The organism is Streptomyces rugosispiralis, assembly GCF_024505145.1.
In the GTDB taxonomy this organism is placed as follows: domain Bacteria; phylum Actinomycetota; class Actinomycetes; order Streptomycetales; family Streptomycetaceae; genus Streptomyces; species Streptomyces rugosispiralis.
This window is the reverse complement of the sequence record NZ_JANIAA010000001.1, coordinates 69,393-87,895: the sequence shown is the minus strand read 5'-3', so window position 1 is coordinate 87,895 and position 18,503 is coordinate 69,393. Positions and strand designations below refer to the sequence as shown.

At 69.4% G+C, this 18,503-nt stretch carries 20 protein-coding genes; 8 read left to right on the top strand and 12 right to left on the bottom strand.

The window, feature by feature from the left end; genetic code table 11:
- Positions 1-60: 60 nt before the first annotated feature.
- A complete protein-coding gene (locus NP777_RS00370; RefSeq protein WP_256647938.1) occupies positions 61-537 on the bottom strand; it encodes a Clp protease N-terminal domain-containing protein in 477 nt (158 codons plus the stop codon).
- Complete coding sequence (locus NP777_RS00365) at positions 524-769, bottom strand: hypothetical protein (protein ID WP_256647937.1); 246 nt, start codon at positions 767-769, stop codon at positions 524-526. Before NP777_RS00365 ends, NP777_RS00370 begins: the two co-directional genes overlap by 14 nt.
- Before the next feature lie 562 nt (positions 770-1,331).
- On the opposite strand from NP777_RS00365, the gene NP777_RS00360 reads away from it, so the two are divergent.
- The 3 genes from NP777_RS00360 (at position 1,332) to NP777_RS00350 (ending at position 4,084) form a co-directional block, all read left to right on the top strand.
- Positions 1,332-2,075 carry a dienelactone hydrolase family protein gene (locus NP777_RS00360; RefSeq protein WP_256647936.1) on the top strand — a complete coding sequence of 248 codons (744 nt, stop codon included), beginning with the start codon at positions 1,332-1,334 and terminating at the stop codon, positions 2,073-2,075.
- Between the two features lie 253 nt (positions 2,076-2,328).
- Entirely contained in the window at positions 2,329-2,913 is a 585-nt protein-coding gene (locus NP777_RS00355) for a flavodoxin family protein (protein WP_256647935.1), read from the top strand.
- A 256-nt stretch (positions 2,914-3,169) separates the two neighbouring features.
- Entirely contained in the window at positions 3,170-4,084 is a 915-nt protein-coding gene (locus NP777_RS00350) for an AraC family transcriptional regulator (protein ID WP_256647934.1), read from the top strand.
- A 54-nt stretch (positions 4,085-4,138) separates the two neighbouring features.
- Here NP777_RS00350 and NP777_RS00345 read toward each other — a convergent pair whose 3' ends face one another.
- A complete protein-coding gene (locus tag NP777_RS00345; protein ID WP_256647933.1) occupies positions 4,139-5,161 on the bottom strand; it encodes a carbon-nitrogen hydrolase family protein in 1,023 nt (340 codons plus the stop codon).
- A gap of 227 nt (positions 5,162-5,388) precedes the next feature.
- Between NP777_RS00345 and NP777_RS00340 the strand changes: the two genes are divergently transcribed.
- Positions 5,389-5,730: a hypothetical protein gene (locus tag NP777_RS00340; RefSeq protein ID WP_256647932.1), complete on the top strand. Its 342-nt coding sequence runs from the start codon at positions 5,389-5,391 to the stop codon at positions 5,728-5,730.
- Between the two features lie 132 nt (positions 5,731-5,862).
- Here NP777_RS00340 and NP777_RS00335 read toward each other — a convergent pair whose 3' ends face one another.
- The gene (locus NP777_RS00335) at positions 5,863-6,516 is read right to left on the bottom strand and encodes a TetR/AcrR family transcriptional regulator (RefSeq protein ID WP_256647931.1); all 654 of its coding nucleotides are present in this window, start codon (positions 6,514-6,516) and stop codon (positions 5,863-5,865) included.
- Positions 6,517-6,652: 136 nt separating this feature from the next.
- Between NP777_RS00335 and NP777_RS00330 the strand changes: the two genes are divergently transcribed.
- The 3 genes from NP777_RS00330 to NP777_RS00320 all read left to right on the top strand — a co-directional run bounded on the left by NP777_RS00330 (position 6,653) and on the right by NP777_RS00320 (position 9,266).
- A complete protein-coding gene (locus NP777_RS00330; RefSeq protein ID WP_256647930.1) occupies positions 6,653-7,615 on the top strand; it encodes an alpha/beta hydrolase in 963 nt (320 codons plus the stop codon).
- A gap of 341 nt (positions 7,616-7,956) precedes the next feature.
- Positions 7,957-8,406 carry a hypothetical protein gene (locus NP777_RS00325; RefSeq protein ID WP_256647929.1) on the top strand — a complete coding sequence of 150 codons (450 nt, stop codon included), beginning with the start codon at positions 7,957-7,959 and terminating at the stop codon, positions 8,404-8,406.
- Positions 8,407-8,501: 95 nt separating this feature from the next.
- Positions 8,502-9,266 carry an NAD(P)-binding domain-containing protein gene (locus NP777_RS00320; protein WP_256647928.1) on the top strand — a complete coding sequence of 255 codons (765 nt, stop codon included), beginning with the start codon at positions 8,502-8,504 and terminating at the stop codon, positions 9,264-9,266.
- A gap of 291 nt (positions 9,267-9,557) precedes the next feature.
- On the opposite strand, the gene NP777_RS00315 is transcribed toward NP777_RS00320, so the two are convergent.
- From NP777_RS00315 to NP777_RS00300, 4 genes are all read right to left on the bottom strand, one after another.
- The gene (locus tag NP777_RS00315) at positions 9,558-10,574 is read right to left on the bottom strand and encodes a zinc-dependent alcohol dehydrogenase family protein (protein ID WP_256647927.1); all 1,017 of its coding nucleotides are present in this window, start codon (positions 10,572-10,574) and stop codon (positions 9,558-9,560) included.
- 73 nt (positions 10,575-10,647) lie between these two features.
- Complete coding sequence (locus NP777_RS00310) at positions 10,648-11,046, bottom strand: (R)-mandelonitrile lyase (RefSeq protein ID WP_256647926.1); 399 nt, start codon at positions 11,044-11,046, stop codon at positions 10,648-10,650.
- A 57-nt stretch (positions 11,047-11,103) separates the two neighbouring features.
- Positions 11,104-11,427, bottom strand: a complete 324-nt coding sequence (locus NP777_RS00305) for a carboxymuconolactone decarboxylase family protein (protein ID WP_256647925.1) — start codon at positions 11,425-11,427, stop codon at positions 11,104-11,106.
- Between the two features lie 49 nt (positions 11,428-11,476).
- Positions 11,477-12,883 carry an MFS transporter gene (locus NP777_RS00300; protein ID WP_256647924.1) on the bottom strand — a complete coding sequence of 469 codons (1,407 nt, stop codon included), beginning with the start codon at positions 12,881-12,883 and terminating at the stop codon, positions 11,477-11,479.
- Between the two features lie 157 nt (positions 12,884-13,040).
- Here NP777_RS00300 and NP777_RS00295 point away from each other — a divergent pair, with 157 nt between their 5' ends.
- On the top strand, positions 13,041-13,886 hold the full coding sequence (locus tag NP777_RS00295; protein ID WP_256647923.1) for a helix-turn-helix transcriptional regulator: 846 nt from the start codon (positions 13,041-13,043) through the stop codon (positions 13,884-13,886).
- A 174-nt stretch (positions 13,887-14,060) separates the two neighbouring features.
- On the opposite strand, the gene NP777_RS00290 is transcribed toward NP777_RS00295, so the two are convergent.
- The 4 genes from NP777_RS00290 to NP777_RS00275 all read right to left on the bottom strand — a co-directional run bounded on the left by NP777_RS00290 (position 14,061) and on the right by NP777_RS00275 (position 17,994).
- The gene (locus NP777_RS00290) at positions 14,061-14,714 is read right to left on the bottom strand and encodes a hypothetical protein (protein ID WP_256647922.1); all 654 of its coding nucleotides are present in this window, start codon (positions 14,712-14,714) and stop codon (positions 14,061-14,063) included.
- A 448-nt stretch (positions 14,715-15,162) separates the two neighbouring features.
- Positions 15,163-15,585 carry a hypothetical protein gene (locus tag NP777_RS00285; protein ID WP_256647921.1) on the bottom strand — a complete coding sequence of 141 codons (423 nt, stop codon included), beginning with the start codon at positions 15,583-15,585 and terminating at the stop codon, positions 15,163-15,165.
- Complete coding sequence (locus NP777_RS00280) at positions 15,572-16,009, bottom strand: hypothetical protein (RefSeq protein WP_256647920.1); 438 nt, start codon at positions 16,007-16,009, stop codon at positions 15,572-15,574. The genes NP777_RS00285 and NP777_RS00280 overlap by 14 nt, the downstream gene beginning before the upstream one ends.
- A 1,064-nt stretch (positions 16,010-17,073) precedes the next feature.
- Positions 17,074-17,994 (bottom strand): NADP-dependent oxidoreductase, encoded by a 921-nt coding sequence (locus tag NP777_RS00275; RefSeq protein WP_256647919.1) that lies wholly within the window; start codon positions 17,992-17,994, stop codon positions 17,074-17,076.
- Positions 17,995-18,503: the final 509 nt, after the last annotated feature.

The window sequence follows — 18,503 nt, the reverse complement described above, 5'->3', positions numbered from 1 at the left end:
CGCACATCGCGGCAAGGGCAACGCCGCGGGCGAACTGGCTGGGTCAGCTGATTCCGGTGGTCACTGATCCTGGCTGTTGAGCGTCTGCCGTACGTGGTCCGCCAGCTCGGCCTGATCGATACCGGCCAAGGCGAGAGCACGTGGCACGGTGCCGATTTGCGCCTGCAGGATCCCGAGCAGCAGATGCGCTGACCGCAGGTCCTTCTTGCGAGCGGAGGCGAAGCTCCGCTCCAGTGCGAGTCTGGCGGACGCACCCATCTTGGGCTGCTGGGAAGCGCGGCTCGGCCTGGGAAGATCGTAGGCGGCCGGAGACACCCCAACCATGCTCAGGCTGTGCTCGAACTCTCGATCCAGTGCCTCGCGGACGGCGGCGCGGTCGAGCCCGACCGAGGCCAGCACCTGCTGAGCGGTAGACCCCTGATCGGCGGCGAGCGACAACAGAAGATGATGCGCGTCGATCGTCGCCGACCCATCATCCTGAGCTTCGTCCATCGCCCGCACGATGACCGCATGCAGGTACTTGTCAAACGCGCTCATCGCCGCGCCTCCTCAGCTTGACTCCGGCGGCGATGAGCCGCTTGGCGTGCTTCTTGTGGACGGCCTGGCGGGTGACACCGAGCGCCTCGGAGACCTGCGGCCAGCTCCAGCCCGCCCGCATGGCCTGCTCGACAGCGGCGTCCTCCAGTTGATCGGCAAGGCGCCGCAACGCCACGACAGCCGCCAGGGCGTCAGCGGGCTCATGAGGAAGAGAATTCTTGCCGACAGACATGCAAGCAACTGTAGTTGACTAACGAAGATAGTCAACCCGGGTTGCTAATGACCGGGGTGGGATGCAGCTTCGGCGAACACGGCCCGGTCCCCGTTCCAGAGCCCTTCGGGCAGGCCCTCCGAGAACACGCCGAGAACAGGGCTCCTGCAACATCGCCACCAAACGCAGCAGCCCATGCCTCTTTCGAGGCCGTTGCCCAGGACGGCACATCCACTCGACCCACCGGATGAACTCCCTGCGAGCCGGCGACATCGCTGTCACGGGCAGCACGTCGGCCGGGTTCGGGATCCGAGGTGCTGGCAATGATCATTCTCGCGAACGGCGCTGTGGACTGTGGATTGGGGGAGGGCTGGTATCGACCCTGTCCGGTGGGCTACGTTGTGCGGCGATGACTACCGGGACGGCCTTGCGCCACACACGGATTGGTGACCCGGCGCTCCTCTGAGCGCCGTGCGGGCCGGTGCGGGCCCGCTGTTGGATCGAGGATCTGGCGCTGTTGCGCGGGCTCCGCCTCCTGTCGTGTTGATCACAGCTCGACACGTCAACCACGACAGGAGAACTCATGCTCACCAAGATGGTGCACATTCCCACCTCGGACGGCCAGGCCGACGCTTTCGCCGCCCTTCCCGACCGTGGCCGGCGGCATCCAGGGGTGCTGATGTACGCGGACGGTTTCGGCATCCGGCCCGTGCTGCGGGAGATGGCCTGCGAACTGGCCGGGCACGGGTACTACGTGCTCGTCCCCAACTTCTTCTACCGGCACGGCCCGGCACCGGTGATCGAACTTCCCGAGCACATCGGAGAAGAGGCCCGGCACGCGGTCTTCGCCCAGCTGATGCCCTTGATCGAGGCGCACACCCCCGAACGTGTCCTGAGCGACGCCGACGCCTACATCAGGTTCCTCACCACCCAGCCCGAGGTCGGCGCCGGTCCGGTCGCGGTGACTGGCTACTGCATAGGCGGCCTCCTGGCGATGCGCACCGCCGCGGCCCACCCCGGCCAGGTGGCCGCCGTCGCCGGATTCCACGGGCCTGTGGGCGCCGACGGGCCCGACAGGCGCCGCCTCCTCTCCACGCTCACCGCCGAGGTCCACCTCGGCCATGCCGAAACCGACATGACGCCCGAGGCCCTCGGCCAGCTCAACCAGGCCCTGGACGCCGCCGGTGTCGGCTACTCCTCCGAGATCTACCCCGGTACCGTCCACGGCTTCACGATGTCCGACACCGACGCCTTCAACCCCACCGCGCTGCAGCGCCATTGGGACCGCCTGCTGCCCCTCCTCGATCGCACCCTGGCCAACGGCTGAGGGTCCGGCTCGGAAACCAGGCCCGGAGTACACGGCTCCGGAGTCCTGGCGATGTTTCGAAGCCGCTGTGAGGGCGGGCGAAGCCCGCCCTCACCGATGGGAAGCCGTTGAGGGCGGCGCGGGTTCGGGTGGGCATGGGTGAGTGCAGCGCTAGCCATCAGGTTGCGCTAACCAAAAGTTAGTGCTTTCCTGTGGTCATTGCCTTCGAGCTGCCGTTCGGGTTGTTCGAGTGCCATCAGAGGAGTAATTCACCGTGACCACCCCTGTAGTGTCCATCGCGTACCACTCCGGCTACGGCCACACCGCTGTGATCGCCGAAGCCGTCCGTGCCGGCGCGGCCGAGGCCGGCGCCGAGGTGCATGTGATCAAGGTGGACGAGATCACCGACGAGCAGTGGGAGACGCTGGACCGCTCCGACGCGATCGTCTTCGGTTCGCCCACGTACATGGGCACCGCCTCCGGCGCCTTCCACGTGTTCGCCGAAGCCTCCTCCAAGCGCTGGTTCCAGCTGGCCTGGAAGGACAAGCTGGCGGCCGGCTTCACCAACTCCGCCTCGAAGAGTGGCGACAAGCTGCACACCCTGCAGTTCTTCCAGATCCTCGCCGGTCAGCACGGCATGCACTGGGTCAACCTCGGCCTGCACCCCGGCTGGAACAGCAGCACGGGATCCGAGCACGATCTCAACCGCCTCGGCGTCTTCACCGGTGCGGCCGCCCAGACCAACAGCGATCAGGGCCCAGAAGCCGTGCACAAGGCCGATGTGGCCACGGCCGAACATCTGGGCCGCCGGGTGACCGAGACGGCGAAGGTGTTCGCGCGGGGGCGCGTCGCCACATAGTCGCCACATAGAGGGGCTGCGGGTCCGGGCTGATCCCGGGGGAGGGCTCGTGTGCGATGCCCGCACGCCGTCGTGACCTGTGCACGCCGGCTCCTGGGCTGGTCGCGGTCGATCCGGCCGCCTCGCATTGCGAGTATCCGTCGCTCTCCGAGATGATCTCAACCTGTGTTGAGCATTCTGGCTTTTACCCAGCGCCATGTCGGAGGATCTGTGACTGACGAGTCGGACGCCCTCGTAGGGGAGGCCGCACGCGTCGATGATTGAGATCCGGTCCGCGGAGGAGTGGGCGGCTGCGATCACTACGGAGATCGTTCCGCTGGGTGTGCAGCGAATCGCGAGTGACTTCCACGCCTCGGTCGATCGTCGGGATCTGGGCGACGACGTGCGGATAACGAGGGCCTCGGCGGCAGCGTCGGCGATTCGGCGTACGGCACGCGATATCACGTCCAGTGACGACGGCTTCGCGATCTTCCAGCTCAACATCGCGGGTGCGGGCCGAGTATCGCAGGGTGATCGCGACTGCCGACTGGACGGGCTGTCCGCGACCGTCTACACCACGGACCGCCCCGCCGGGTTCGAGTTCTCCAACGGCAACGACGGCTACCTGGTTCAAATGCCCCGGGAGCTGCTGCCCGTAAGCGACTCGGAACTGCGGCGCTTCGTCATCCGGCCGTTTAAGGGGGAGCCGTTGCTGCGTGTGTGCGTAGCGCTCCTCGAGTCGGCTCGCGAGGAAGCGCCGCAGTTGGACTGGGACGGTCAAGCTGTGGTCACGGGTACGCTTCTCGACCTGCTGGCGTCCCTGCTGAGGTCAGGCGCCGAGGGAAGCGACCCAAGTCACTCGGCGCTGCTTGGGCGGATGCAGAACCACATCGATCGGCATTGCTCCGATCCGGGGCTCGACGTGCCGACGCTGGCAGGCCATTTCAGCGTCTCGACTCGCCTTGTCTACAGTACTTTCGCCAGCGTTGGGGCGACCCCGGCCGAGCGCATCCGTTCGGCTCGGCTACGCCGTGCCCGGCAGCTGATCGAACAGACCGACCTGTTGTTGAGTACGGTCGCCGCCGAGTGCGGCTTCGGTGACTTCTCGACGTTCGTCCGCGCATTCAAAAGGACGTACTACGTCACCCCGAGTGCCTGGCGACGTCAGCACCTCGCCCTCCGCTCAGCCTGAGCGGAGGGCCTGGCCGGAGGGCCTGGCCGGAGGGCCTGGCCGGAGAGAACAGGTTCAGGCCACCGGTGCGGTCGCCTCGGCTGGGTCGTCCTTCCCAGTGGGAGCCGTGGATGTCCGTTCGTTCGATCGCGCCAGGGCATCGTCGAGGTACTCCACGGAGCGGCGCCGGGTGCGATCGATCGTGAAGCGGTACACGTCGGGGCGGCTGTAATGACCGGCAGGGTCCGTCAGGTAGTTCGAGATCTCGAGCAGTCTCATGGGAAGGTCCGCGTAGACGATGCCCTCCGCGTCCGGCGCGAGCCGTTCGGTGAGAACCGTCGTGTCCGGCGCGATGATGCATGCCGCACCGCCTCCCTGGAATTCCGGGAGTTCCACGCCGTGCCGGCTCATCGCGGCCCGGCCGGCCGCGGAGATGGTCTGAGAGGCCATGAGCACGAAGGCGCCGGATTCCATCGCGTACGCGCGGTTGACTACGGCGATTGTCTCGCTCGACATCATGCTGGCGCCGAAGAAGTCGAGTATCGGCCATGACGAGATGTGGATCTGCTCGCCCTCGGCGATCATCGCCATCTTGTTGAATGGCTGCAGGTGCTCCCAGCACATCAGCGCGCCGACGCGGCCGAGGGGGGTGTCGATGACTTGCAAGTCGCTGCCGTCGCCCTGGCCGTACAGTGCCCGTTCGCGGTGGGTCGGCTTGAGCTTCCGCCGCGCAATCCGCAATTCGCCGGTGCTCGAGATCACCGCCTGGGACATGTAGAGGGAGCGGCCGGCGCGTTCGGCGAACCCGAGCCCCACCATGATGTGGTTCTCGGCCGCCGCGTGACGAATCGCGCCGAGCTCAGGTCCGTCGATCGAGATGGCGTTGACCCGGTATTCCGCCACCAGCGGCAACTCGGCCTCGCCGGCAAACACCATGAAGGCGGGGTAGCCGGGGATCCAGACCTCGGGGAAGGCGACGATCTCGGCGCCGCCTCGCGCCGCCTCCTCGATCAACGTGATCGTCTTCCCAGTGGTACCAGACGCGTCGAACCAGACGGGCTCCGCCTGGACGGCGGCCGCTCGCACGAGTTCCTTCATGATTGGCTCCGTGTTCTTTCGGCAGGGGGCGACCCACGGTAGTCATGAGCGGGTACGCGCTTATGGCGTCTTGCGCACCGGCATCGGGCGATCTCTGCGCTGTGCCGGTGCAGCGGCGCAGAGATCGCCTCAGATGTTCGGTACTCGACGAGGTCGCCGGCGTCACCACCGCGGCTTCAGCCGCTCCGGAGCTGACGAGATCTCACACTGTCCCCTCCACAGCTTCGGTGTCCTCGCGGGCGAAGGGCACCAAAACTGTGGAGCGTCGGGCCGCCGGGCTCAGGGCTGATGACACCGGCGAGGGAACGTTCTACGGCAAGGACGGCGACCTGGCCGGCTCCGACAGGGAGAGCCAGGAAGTCTCGATGCTCGCCGTGCAGATGCTCGCCCTGCACCTGCACCTGCACCTGCACCTGCACCTGCACCTGCTCCAGTCGGCGTTGGCGCGCATCAGCACCCTGCTGCTCCAGGACATCCTGAGCGAGGAGAGGCGACGGAAGCGGCTCACCGACGCCGACCGGCGGGCCCTGTCCCCGCTGCCGGTGGGCGGCTGGGCGCGCTCGGTCTGAGCGACCGCCCGGCTCTCCTCGCTTCGGTACGACCACATCAACGTCCTCGGCCGCTACTCCTGCACCCGGCCTCCGGCACCGGGCCCGCGGCAGCAGCGTGACCCGACCGCATCGCACCCGTGAGCCGGCACGTCAGGGGATCTGGGCCTCGATGTGGGCCAGGTGGGCGGCGAGGATTTCCTCGAATGCGGGGCGGCGGTCTGCTCCGAGGGGGCGGATGTCGCGGGCGAAGTGGGCCAGGGCGGGGAAGCGTTCGGGGTCGGCGCCGAGCACCGCGACGCGGAACTGCTCCATGCCCTGTTCGTACTCCTTGGGGGTGATGGTACTGATACCGGCCTCGGAGGCGATCAGCGCGGCGAGGAGGATCACGATGCGGTGGTATCGCCCCGGGACGTCCTTGTCGGGCAGGCCGGACGCGCGCAGGGCCTGCAACAGCTCCTCCATGACCAATCGGGATCCGGTGCCGCCGGACCCGTAGCGCCCCCACACCGCGGCGAGTTGGGGTTGCTCGCCGAATGCCTCGCGCAGGCGCAGGGCCAGGGCGGTGACGCGCTGCTTCCAGTCGCCCTCGGGGCGGTAGCCGTCCACGGCGGCCACCAGGATCCGGTCGGCAACCGCGCGCAGCAGTTCGGTCTTGTTGCGGAAGTGCCGGTAGAGGCTGGAGGAGTCGGTCCCGAGGGCTGCGGCGAGTTTGCGCACGCTGAACGACTCGGCGTCGCTCGTGCGCAGCAGTCCCACCGCCGTGTCCAGGATCTCCTCGGTCGACCATCGCCTTCGGCCAGTCATCTCGCCCCTCTCGTCCGGACTCAGCCTAACCTATGCACTTGATGTTGCACGCACCGCGTGCATAATGAGGGCAACGCAAACAACGTCCGGTCACAACGACACACCCGGCGTCCGGCCGGGAGGGGGAGAAGGGCACATGAGCGAGACCACCACCGCGACACGGCCACCGGAGCCGGACTTCTCGGCGATCACGACCGAGGAACTGCGCGCCTACCGCGACGCGGAGAATCGCTTCCGGGCCTCCAGCGCGGCGCGGACGATCCTCGGAGAGCCGGACACCGGCGCCGCGATCGTCTGGCAGGAGATCGCGCTGCCCGGCCGCGACCTACCGGTCCGGGTCTACCGGCCGGCCCCGACGGCAGACGACGACGCCACGGCCCGAACCGACCTGCCTCTCGTGGTCCATGTCCATGGAGGCGGCTTCGTGGGCACGGCGATGCAGTGCGACTGGACCAACAGCCACCTCGCCGCGCGGCTGCCCGCCCTCGTCGTCTCCGTCGAGCACCGCCTCCTCGCCCCCGGCAGCCCGCTGTCGAACGCTGCCGACGACGGCTGGGACGTGCTCCGGCACGTAGTGCGGCACGCCGCGCAGTGGGGCGTCGACCCGGCGCGCGTGGCCGTCTTCGGTGAGAGCTGCGGCGCGCTGATCAGCGCGCTGACGGCCATCCGGGCCCGGGAGGCCGGACTGGAGCTGACGGCGCAGGTGCTGGTCAACCCCGCGGCCGACGTGACCGAGGCGATGTTCGACCACCCCTCGATGGCCGAGTACGCATACAGCCCGACCCGGGCCCTGCCGCAACTGCGGCTCTTCCAGCGGCTCGCCGTCCCGCCTGGAGCCGACGCCCGCGCGGTCTCGCCGCTGTACGTGAACGACCTGAGCGGGCTCGCCCCGGCGCTCGTGGTGGTGCCCACCCGGGACGCGGTCGCCGACCACGGCCGCCGCTACGCCGAGCGGCTGCGCGAGGCAGGGACCCCCGTGCGGCTTTCCGAATACCCGGGAGCGCAGCACGCGTTCCTCACCCTGCCCGGCATGGAACCACAGGCCGAGGCCGCTCAGGCGGAGATCCTCGCCTTCCTCCGCACGGCCCTGGTGAAGTGACGGGGGCACCATGCCCCGACCCTCGGACCCGACGTCGCGGCGGTCTCCCGACGCGGCCTCGGCTGCATGTGTATGACTGGCGCCTACGGCCCCACCGCCTCCCCGAGGCCGCCGCCACTCTCCACCGCACCGCCTGGTCCCCGCCGGCTCACCCAGCGATCCGCGGCGTGGCCGCGCCATCCATCCGATCGGCGCCGTCCAGACCGCGTACTCGTTATGGGAACGCCATGTCGAAATCGACATCCTGCCCATGACATCGACGCCGCCGTGCCCGACACCGGGCCCAGGGCCCCGGTACAGCGAAGCGACCAATGAAGAGAACTGACGAGAGAAGCACCCTGATGACGCGACCACCTCATGCACGAGGGCCGCTTGCGGCGATGTACGTGGGCCTCGCGCTCACTGTCCTCGCGACGATCGCGCCGTATGTCGACCGCGGCACCACCCATGTGCTGGCCGATCACATCCGCGCCGGCTATCCCGACTACTCCCAGGCGCGGGTCGACTCGGCCGTCATCACCTACCTGGTCGTGTTGTCCGTCATCGGAGCGCTCGGCGTCCTTGCCTGGCTCACGGCGGCCTGGGCCGTCAAGGCAGGCAAGCGGTGGGCCCGCCCCGTCGCGACCGTGATGTTCGTGCTCGGCGCCATCGCCGCACTGGCCGGGTTGCTGACCAAGGACACCTCCGGCGCGACCGGACTGCCGCCGGAGCTGGGATGGGCCGGGATGACTCCCTGTCTGGCGGGCGTTTTCGTGGTCACATCGCTGTGGAGAAGAAGGCGACCGACGTGACGACGGCTCCGTTCGACTCCGCACGCAACCATCGCGACCGTACAGAGCCGCACCACCACGGTTCACGACCACCACACACCATGGAGGAAGACACAGTGCAGCGCATTGGCATCATCGGAGTGGGCGAGATCGGCCGGGCCATCGTCGAGGGGCTGCGCAGCGGGGGCGGTGCGTCGACGGAGGTCTTCCTCTCTCCCCGGGGAGCCCGCACCGCCGCCGAACTGTCCGAGCGCTTCGAAGGCGTCCAGATGTGCGCCGACAACCAGGAGGTGGTGGACCGCTCCGAGTTGGTGATCATCGCCGTGCGCCGCCAGGACCACCAGGAGGCGCTCGCCGGGCTGAAAGTGGACGAGGACAAGACCGTGGTCAACCTGATGGCCGGCGTCGCCATCGACGACCTGCGCCGGACCCTGGCCACCGGCGCCCCGATCGTCCGCGCCATCCCGCTGCCCGCGGTGCGCGAGCGCCGCTCCGTCACGGTGACCTGCCCCTCGCACCCGGTGGTGGACGCTCTCTTCGAGCAACTGGGCGGGGCGCTCCCCGTCGCGGACGAGGCCGCGTTCAACGTCTTCTCCGCACTGACCGGGACCCTCACCGCCCACTACGCCTACCTCGCCATGCTCACCTCGTGGGCCACCGGCCACGGCATCGCCCCCGACGCCGCCGACCGGTATGTGCGCGGCCTCTTCCAGAACGTCGGCCGCTCCCTGAACGACGAGACCCGCCCTCTGCATCAGCTTGCTGCCGACCACGAGACTCCCAAAGGGAACAACGAGCGCATCCGCACCACGTGGTTCGATGCGGCCAACGCCGCAGCCCTCAAGAAAGCCCTGGACGGCCTCCTCTCGGACCTGAAGTAACAGCCTCCCGGCTGCGACTGGCGTCCGCGGCCTGGAACGGTGACCTGTGAGGCTCGTAAAGTCATCGCTGCGGGTGGGGGCTCGCGTGCCAGACGCTGTCACTGCGACGGCGACTCGCCGGTTCGGTCCGCTACGAGCCCGCGGACCGGTTCTGGCCGGACGCGCTGTCGTCGCTGATATCGCGTCGGCGCTGGAGCTGTGTCTTCCCGGTCATGACGGGGACGCTGTCGGCCTGGCACCGCAGATCACGCCCGACCACGGCCCCACGCCAAACGCCCGTCCGGACGACGATCAAGGACGCAGGAGAGCCTTGATGGCGCGGCGTTCGTCCATGGCCCGGTAGCCCTCGGCGACCTGGTCGAGGGGCAGGGTGAGGTCGAAGACGCGGCCGGGGTGGATACGACCGGTCAGGACGCGGTCGATGAGGTCGGGCAGGAAGCGGCGCACAGGCGCGGGGCCGCCCTGGATCGTGGCGTGGGAGTAGAACAGGGCGGTACCGTCGATCCGCACTTCGTGGGGGACGCCGGCGATGCCGATGCCGCCGCCGGGGCGAGTGGAGTCCAGGGCTTGCTGGGTGGACTGCTCGGTGCCGACGCATTCGAGGACGCGGTCGGCGCCGATGCCGCCGGTCATGTCCTTGACGCGGGCGACGCCGTCGGCGCCGCGTTCGGCGACGATGTCGGTGGCACCGAGTTCGGTGGCGAGCTTCTGCCGGTTTTCGTGACGGGACATGGCGATGATGCGCTGCGCACCCATCTCCTTCGCGGCGATGACCGCGGACAGGCCGACGGCTCCGTCGCCGACCACGGCCACGGTGTCCCCGGCCTGGACGCCGGCCGCGACCGCGGCCCACCAGCCGGTGCCCATCACGTCGGAGCAGGCCAGCAGATCGGGTACCTGCTCCTCGGCCGGCAGCTCGGGGGTGGCGACGAGGGTGCCGTCCGCCCAGGGGACGCGAATGTATTCGGCCTGGCAGCCGCCGACGAACTCGCGGTTGAGACAGTTGCTGGGGTAGCCGTTGCGGCAGTTGGGGCAGGTGCCGTCGCCGGCGAAGAAGGAGCCGACGACGAATTGGCCCGGCCGCACCGTGGTGACCTGGTCGCCGACCTCTTCTACGATGCCGACGTACTCGTGGCCGGCGGGGGCGGGGTCCTTGGCGGGGTTGATGCCGCGGTAGTCCCACAGGTCCGAGCCGCACACGCAGGTGGCGAAGGTGCGGATTACGGCGTCGGTGGGCTTGAGAATGGTGGGGGCGTCGCGTTCTTCGACGCGGACGTCGCCCGGCCCGTAGAGGATGGCTCCACGCATGACGGGGATGCTCCTTGCTGGTTGCTGGTTGCTGGTTGCTGGTTGCTGGTTGCTGGGGGCTGGTTGCTGGGCGTCAGAGGTCGGGGGTGCGGGGGCCGGCGTATTCGGCGTCGGTGACGTGGTCGAGCCAGGTGACGTCGTCGCCTTCCCACAGGGCGATGTGGGTCATGAAGTGGTCCGGGGCGGCACCGTGCCAGTGCTCTTCGCCCGGCGGGGTCCAGATGACCTGGCCCGGGTGGGCCTCGAAGATCTTTCCGCCGCGGGACTGGATCAGGGCGATGCCCTCGACGATGTAGAGGGTCTGGCCGATGCCGTGGGAGTGCCAGGCGGTGCGGGCGCCGGGTGCGAAGTGCACCGCGTTCGCCCGCGCCGTCGACTCCTCCTCGCCGCGGTAGATCACATCGGCCCAGGCGTCGCCGGTGAACATCTTCTCCGGCAGCTTGCGGGTGGCGGGACGCGTCAGCAGTTCCATCGGGATGGCTCCTTGCGTGCGTGTGCGCGTTCGTGCGTGTGTGGATGGGTGGGTGGGTCAGTTGCGGAAGAGGTCCTTGGCGACGGTCATGGCGGACATGGCGCGGGGCCAGCCGGTGTAGAAGGCCAGGTGGGTGATGGCCTCGATCAGCTCGGCCTCGCCGGCGCCGTTGTCCTTGGCGCGGCCCAGGTGGTAGCGCAGTTGCTCGGTGCTTCCGCTGGTGACCAGGCTCGCCACGGTGATCAGCGAGCGGTCCCGCGGGCTGAGGTCGGGGCGCTCCCACACCTCGCCGAACAACACGTCGTCGGTGAAGTGCACCAACTGCGGTGCGAAGTCGCCGAACATGCGGGCGGCGCCGGAGGGCTGCTTGTGCTCGGACATGAAATCTCCCTTTGCGTCACAGGTGTGATCCACGGTTGCCGGGATCAGGTCAGGGGGTGCGGCGTGCGGTGGCCATCCGTGGGGCGGCCACCGCGGCGGCCAAGCCGACGACCGCAGCCAGCACGAGGCTGATGCGCAGGCCGTGCCGGAAACCGGCCGGGGCGGAGATCAGGGCGCCGAAGACGGCCACGGCCAGGGCGCCGCCGATCTGCCGGCTGGTGTTGAACACGCCGCTGGCGGTGCCGGTCCGCTCGGCGGGCACGTGCTCCAGCAGAAGGGCGGTGGTCGGCGGCATCACCAGCGGCCCGGCCAGTCCTACCGGGATCAGCAGCAGGGCACTGGCCCACACCGGGAAGGAGGCCGGGACGAGGGCGAGCGCGAGGGCTCCCGCCGCCATCAGCACCAGACCGGTGACCACCGGCACGCGTGGTCCGGTGCGCTCGGCGATGCGCGAGGAGAACGGGGTCAGGCAGGCGCTGAGGACCATCATCGGCAAGAACGCGATCCCGGCGCCCAGCGCGGACAGGCCGTGCTGCTGCTGGAAGTCGAGGCTGAAGACAAACGGCAGCCCGTAGAAGCCGACCATGAACGCGAACCCGATACCGGTGGCGATCACGACCGTCCGCGAGCGGAACAGCGACAGCGGCACCATCGGGTGCGCCACCCTGGCCTGCGCGGCCAGGAACGCGGCAAAGGCCACCACGGCCAGCCCCAGCGCCCCGAGCACCCGGGGAGAGGTGAAGCCGTCCTGCCCGGCCTCGATGGCACCGAAGGTCAGTCCGCCCATCGCGAGGATGCCGGTGATCTGCCCGATCCAGTCGAACGGTGCCGGTCTGGTCGGCGAGTGCGGCGCCCGGGACAACAGCAACAAGGTGATGATGCCGACCGGCAGGTTGATGAAGAAGATCATCCGCCAGGAGGCCAGGCTCAGCACGCCACCGAGGACGGGGCCCGCGGCGGCCGCCAGCGCCCCGCCCATCGCCCACACCCCCACCGCGCGGGCGCGGCGGGCCGGGTCGGGGTAGGCGTGGCGCACCAGCGCCATCGAGGTCGGCATGGTGATCGCCGCCCCGATGCCCTGCATCACACGGGCCGCGATCAGCATGGGCAGCGAGGGACCCAGCCCGCACGCCAGTGAGGCCATGACGAACACGGTCAGTCCGGCGGCGAACGCCTTACGGGCACCGATCCGGTCCGACAGGGCGCCGGCGGACAGCAGCAAGGCTGCGAACATCAGCGTGTAGCCGTCGACCACCCATTGCAGGCCGGTGATCCCGCCGCCCAGCGCATCGCGGATGGAGGGCAGGGCGACGTTGACGATCGTCGCGTCCAGCGTGATCACGAAGAAGCCCAGGACGGCGGCGGCCAGCGTCGCCTTCGCATGCGGTTCCGCATGCCGCTCCGCAACCGGAGTGCCCTGGCCCGGGGAACGGGGCAGGGAAGCGGTCGAGGTCATGACGCGGGGTGATCCCTTCTCGAAGGTGGGTCGGTCCGGGTCTGCTGGCCCGGCCACACCTCCAAAAGAACCACGCACCGCCTGTGACCTGGGAGTCCTTGTCAGGAGAGGTACTGGCAGGGACCCCCGCCCACCCCTGCGGCCTAGGCTGGGGAACGTGCCAGCCGATACTGTCCGCGAGGACATCCGCAACTTCCTCACCAGCCGCCGCGCCCGTCTGACTCCCGAGGAAGCCGGCCTGCCCGACTTCGGCGGCCGACGCCAGGTATCGGGCCTGCGCCGCTCCGAGGTCGCCCAGCTCGCCGCGATCAGCGTCGAGTACTACACCCGCATCGAGCGCGGCAACGTCGGCGGCGTCTCCGAAGAAATCCTCGACAGCCTCTCCACCGCCCTCCAGTTCGATGACGTCGAGCGCGCCCACCTGGCCGCCCTCGTCCGCGCCGCCAACGCCCCTCACCGCACCACCGACCGCGACGGCGGCCTGTCACACGTGCGCGACAGCCTCCAGCAGGTCCTGGACGCCATGACCCAAGCGGCCGCCTTCGTGCGCAACGCCCACCTGGACGTCCTGGCCACGAACGCTCTCGCCCGCGCCCTGTACACCGAAGCCCTCGACATCGCGGAGCAGCCGCCCAACCTGGCCCGCTTCGTCTTCCTGGACCCGCGCGCCCGCCGCTTCTACCGCGACTGGGACCGCATCGCCCACGACGCGGTCGGCAGCCTGCGCACCGAAGCCGCCCGCACTCCGGCCAACACCGACCTCGTCGGCCTCATCGACGAACTCGTCACCCACAGCGACGAGTTCGCCAGGCGCTGGGACGCCCACGACGTCGAGTACTACCGCAGCGGGCAGCAGCGCTTCCACCACCCCGACGTCGGCGACCTCGACCTCGACTACGACGCCCTCGAAGTCCCCGCCGACCCCGGTCTGACCATCGTCACCTACACCCTCGCCCCCCATTCCGCCCACGCCCCCGCATTCGCGCGGCTGCGAGACCACTGACCGAAACCGCGATGTGGGTCTGCACAAACCCGGCTCTCACTGTGCGCACATGCCCTTCGTCCCGCTGCTGAGGCAGCTTGAACGGGGCAGCTTCCAGCTTCCTAGGGCAACGCTGACCTGCGGCGAGTGCCGACACCCGATGCACGCCAAGCGGTCCCCGGCGGCTCCGTTGCGCTATGAGCCGGATGGCAGTAGTCCGCGGGCCAGAGTGAAGGCAGCCGTAGCGGTGGACAGGAGGGCGTTGATCCTTCCGAGGACGCGAGCCGTCCTGTCGGCATCCTGCGCCTCGACGGCCGCGGCCAGGTCGTCGGCGTACTCCCGCGCCCTCACCGCCTCATCGGACGTCGCGGTGTCCGCGTCCGTGCGCAGCGCGTCGATCAGTTGCTGGTGGGGGATGTCAGGCGCGTTCGCCCGGTTGCCGTAGCCGCCGTGGGCCACCGAATGATGGCTGTTGACGTTCGCCACGATGAAGCCGCCCGGTCCGGTGGAGATGTGCACCCCTTCGCCTCCTGTCCAGATGAACTTGCCCTCGTACTCGGTCCAGCCCTTGTGGGTCACGCTGTAGCTGCCGAACCGCCAACCCTCCACATCGATCAGTTTGTGCTTGAGCAACTCCGCCAGGATGCGCATGACGTCCGCCCGATTCCATCCTCGCTCGGCAAAGTAGTCGGTCATCATCACGCGCCGTCCCGGGTTCGCCGCCCGTCGGCAAATCTCGCGGAATACCTGCCCCTGATAGAGCTCCAACTGGCCCGGGGCGACCGACGGCTCCGGCAGCCGCCGCCGGTGCACGATTCCGCGGATCCACACGAACAGTGCGTAGATCAACCAGCAGAGCAAGGCGATCACAACTAGCACCGGTTCTGACCGCACGCTCGTCAACCTCCCCCCGTCGGCGCCAAGCCAACACATTTTAGGACCAGTTGGTGCGCTGTGGAATCCGTGCGACCAAACGGTGTGGATGGCGGCTTGTTCCCAGACCCACTGGGCGCTGCGCTTCTCGGCTGCCACCCGCCCGCGCCTGAACGTCGTCGGAAGGAAGAGCGGCCGTCGGGGTCCCGTCGTGTCGTGGTCCGGCTCCGGGTACGCCGGTACTTCTGCGGCCACGGGAGCTGTTCGCGCAGGGCGTTCGTCGAGCGGGTCGGCGGGCTGACCGAGCGGCACCGCCGGTCGAGCGTCGGGCTGACGAACTGGCTGCGGTCGATCGCGGTCGAGCTGGACGGCCGTTCGATTCCGGCGGTCCAGCCGCGGTCGAACCGTACGAGAGCGCTCGGAGTCAGAGACGGGCCCGGTAGGGCGGGAACCCTGCCGGGTCGGTGAGGTCCTGGTCCGCGTCGGGCCAGCGACGACGTAGTACGGCGGCGATGCGGCGGATCCAGGCAACGAGATGAGGCAGGGCCTGATGGGTCTGGGAGGTGTGAGCGGCGGCCTCCAGCGTTGCGATGAGCTGGAGTCGGCTGTGGTCACCTGGTGGACGGGCATCGAGCAGAGGGAACCGTTGCAGACGGACCAGCGCCCAGGACGCGCAGGCAGCGGCGAGGCCCTTTCCGTACCGCTGGTCGTCCTCGGCCTCGGGGATGCCGAGGGCCAGGGCACGCCGGTACTGGTCGGCCAGTCCCGTAGTGGTGGGATCGCCCACCGTCAGCCAGGCCGGGCCTGGCACATGCAGCCAACTCGCCGATAGCTCAAGCAAGTTCATGTGCGGCCCGGCCCTCGAGATGTACCCCGAGGGCCGAGGCGTGCTCGATTCCGGCCTTCCGGAACGGGGTGAGTCGCCCTGCCCGGTCTGCCGCGGGGTCGACCGGTCCCAGCTCGGACCGGCGGGCGTAGTAGGCGGCGGCTCGCCCGGCGGTGGCCGCGCTCAGGACGCCGCGGGCGTGGGCGGACGCGGCCAGTCGGCCGCCGTGCGCTGCCGCGCCGTCCCGTCGAAGCAGTTGGTCGAGGCTCACCCGGGGCGCCAGGTCTTCCAGGACGAGGAATCCGGCGGCTGTATCAGCGGCGATGACGTCGGGAGCAAGGCCGGTCCCGAGGTCCCGGCTGAGGAACTGAAGCGCGGCCAGCTCGGTACGCAGCCGCCACGCGGCAGTACGGGCGTCCCGTAGCCCGTCTGATATCCACTTCACGACGACGGAGTCGGGAACCGTCGCAGCACTTCGGAGCCAGACCCGGGTTACGGTCCACGGCTCCATCCGCTCCCAACGGTCGGCAGCGACCGTAGCGGCGTAGCGTTCGGTCAGGAGGTTCCGCAGCCATCGATTGCGAAGATCTCTCTGGAGGCAGCCACTGGCTCAGGCTACGGCTCGCTCTCCGCGTCGAGCATGCGTGTGAGGAATGAAAGCGAGCAGGTCCGACCGTCTCCTGAGTAACAGCCGGGGAGTTCAAAGCGCGCCAACAACCCCTACGGCCTGGGCCCAGGACCGCGCCGACGATTGAGAGCGCAAGGCGGCCACAGCCCGGCGGCGTCGGAAACGGGATGCCGCGGTGGCCGTCGAGGTGCTCCGGCTGACGTGCGAGGCCCATATCCCCTGAGCACCTCGTCACGACGGCTCTGGACTCCGGAGACGGGGAGCTTATCCGGAGCCCAGAGAGCGGCACCCCGAGCCGTTCGCCGTCAGGCAGCTGGCTGTTGTAACCAGCGCCCGCCTGCTGGGCCTGTGGCCGGTCGGCCGTGTGCTTCTGCTGGCTTTCACCACTGGGGTGCTGGTGGCCGCCGCAGTGACGGTATGCCGGACTTCCCGCAGCGCCAGGTAGGTGTGTCTCTCGTCCGCGGCCGACTCCGTCTTCCCGCTCGGTGGGCTGCTCGACAAGCTCTCCAGCAACGGCCTTGCCACCCGTAGGGAGGAGTTGCGCCTGGCAGGGGAAGCTCCCCTTCGTCGCCGCGGCCGGCCCGCTCGTACGGGCCTGACCTCTGCGTTCATCTGTGTCCCCGAACGCCTTGCCCTTGGCATTCGGCAGGGCCCGCTCGAGGAGCGGGGCGAGTGTCTCGGACGGTTACGTGGAGGCGGCTGTCGTGGTGGCGGCCGCAGAGGCGGAATGGCGGGCTTGTCGGCGTCGGTGTGTTCGGCGGCCGAGGAGCGGGCCGGTGGCGAGCGGGCCGGTGGCGAGCAGGCCGGTGGCGAGCAGGGCGGTGGCGAGCAGGGCGGTCAGGGCGGAACGGGGCGTATGCGGGACACGGGGGCTTTCTCGCTCAGTCTTCGCTGACGCGGATGATCGTCTTGCCGGGGACGCGCTTGTCCGGCGTGAACGCGGAGGCTGCCTCGGCGAGCGGCCGGACGGTGCCGACGATCGGCTTGAGGCGGCCGTCCCGCAGCCGCTGGGCGAGGTCGGACAGACAGGCCCGGTCGGGTTCGACGACGAAGAAGACGGCTCGCCCGTCGCGGGGGTGCACGGTGACCGGCTCGGCGATGGTGACCAGGGTGCCGCCGGGGCGGACCAGTGCGGTAGAGCGTTCGAGGATCTCGCCGCCGATCACGTCGAGCACCACATCGACCTCGCCGATGTCCGCCAGCCCCTCGGCCTGGAGGTCGACGAAGGCGTCCGCGCCCAGGCCGAGGGCGGTGTCGCGGTCACCGACCCGGCCGGTGCCGATCACCCGGGCGCCGACCTCGCGGGCCAGCTGCACGGCGATGGAGCCGACGCCGCCCGCTGCGCCGTGGATGAGCACGCTCTGGCCGGTGATCAGGTGGGCGTGGTCGAACAGGGCCTGCCAGGCGGTGAGCCCGGAGATCGGCAGCGCGGCGGCCGTGAGGTGGTCGACATCGGCCGGGAGCGGGGCGAGGTTGCGGGCCTCGACCGCCGTGTACTGGGCCAGCGTGCCGTTGCGGGCCCAGTCGGTCACACCGAACACGCGCTGCCCGACCGTCAGGCCGGTGGTGCCGTAGCCGAGCTCGGTGATCACCCCGGACAGCTCGTGGCCGGGCACGGTCGGGGTCCGGTCACGGCCGGCCCGGTCGGTCCAGGTGCCGGGCCAGTCCAGTTCGCCCGGGGTGAATCCGGCGGCGTGAACCTCCACGATCACGTCGTTCTCCGCGGCGCGCGGGTGGGGCACATCGGAGAGGGTCAGGCCGCTGACACCGGCGTCGCGGTCCTGGACGGTGATGGCTTGCATGAGGGACTCCTCCGAGTAGGGGGACGCTCAGGGAGCGGGCATCGCGCCCGGTGGGGGCAGTCATCGACCCGGTAGGAGGCCGACCGGCCGCCATGACCAATCCCAGCGCGGTCCGCCGCTGTCCGCCACCGCACACAGCGGCGGACGAAGGATGGCCGACAGGCGCCGCTGTGGTCACGCCTCCGAACCCAGGAGGGAAGCGGCCCAGGGCCCGGCAGCGTCTCGACGATGAAACTGCGGTTGGCGCTGAGATTGATCATGGTCATCCCGCCTTGCCGGAACGGCTGACGATCTCGGTGCTGGTGCCCCAGGTGATGAAGGCATTCCGCTCGAGCGGAACGTCGCTGAGAGTCTCGGCCCCATCGGCGTCCCGGACATGTACCGGCCTGTCCGGGACATGTCCGGGACAAGCACAGCGCCTTGACCAGCGGTTTGGCGCGCCTGAGATTGTCAGGGCACGAGTCCACTCCATTCCAAAAAGGGGGAAATCAATGTCCAGGTACCGTGCG

Coding starts and splice junctions, on each gene's coding strand:
- NP777_RS00370 (WP_256647938.1), bottom strand. CDS start 537: ATGAGCGCGTTTGACAAGTACCTGCATGCGGTCATCGTGCGGGCGATG.
- NP777_RS00365 (WP_256647937.1), bottom strand. CDS start 769: ATGTCTGTCGGCAAGAATTCTCTTCCTCATGAGCCCGCTGACGCCCTG.
- NP777_RS00360 (WP_256647936.1), top strand. CDS start 1,332: ATGCTCACCAAGATGGTGCACATTCCCACCTCGGACGGCCAGGCCGAC.
- NP777_RS00350 (WP_256647934.1), top strand. CDS start 3,170: ATGATTGAGATCCGGTCCGCGGAGGAGTGGGCGGCTGCGATCACTACG.
- NP777_RS00345 (WP_256647933.1), bottom strand. CDS start 5,161: ATGAAGGAACTCGTGCGAGCGGCCGCCGTCCAGGCGGAGCCCGTCTGG.
- NP777_RS00335 (WP_256647931.1), bottom strand. CDS start 6,516: ATGACTGGCCGAAGGCGATGGTCGACCGAGGAGATCCTGGACACGGCG.
- NP777_RS00330 (WP_256647930.1), top strand. CDS start 6,653: ATGAGCGAGACCACCACCGCGACACGGCCACCGGAGCCGGACTTCTCG.
- NP777_RS00325 (WP_256647929.1), top strand. CDS start 7,957: ATGACGCGACCACCTCATGCACGAGGGCCGCTTGCGGCGATGTACGTG.
- NP777_RS00315 (WP_256647927.1), bottom strand. CDS start 10,574: ATGCGTGGAGCCATCCTCTACGGGCCGGGCGACGTCCGCGTCGAAGAA.
- NP777_RS00310 (WP_256647926.1), bottom strand. CDS start 11,046: ATGGAACTGCTGACGCGTCCCGCCACCCGCAAGCTGCCGGAGAAGATG.
- NP777_RS00305 (WP_256647925.1), bottom strand. CDS start 11,427: ATGTCCGAGCACAAGCAGCCCTCCGGCGCCGCCCGCATGTTCGGCGAC.
- NP777_RS00300 (WP_256647924.1), bottom strand. CDS start 12,883: ATGACCTCGACCGCTTCCCTGCCCCGTTCCCCGGGCCAGGGCACTCCG.
- NP777_RS00285 (WP_256647921.1), bottom strand. CDS start 15,585: ATGAACTTGCTTGAGCTATCGGCGAGTTGGCTGCATGTGCCAGGCCCG.
- NP777_RS00275 (WP_256647919.1), bottom strand. CDS start 17,994: ATGCAAGCCATCACCGTCCAGGACCGCGACGCCGGTGTCAGCGGCCTG.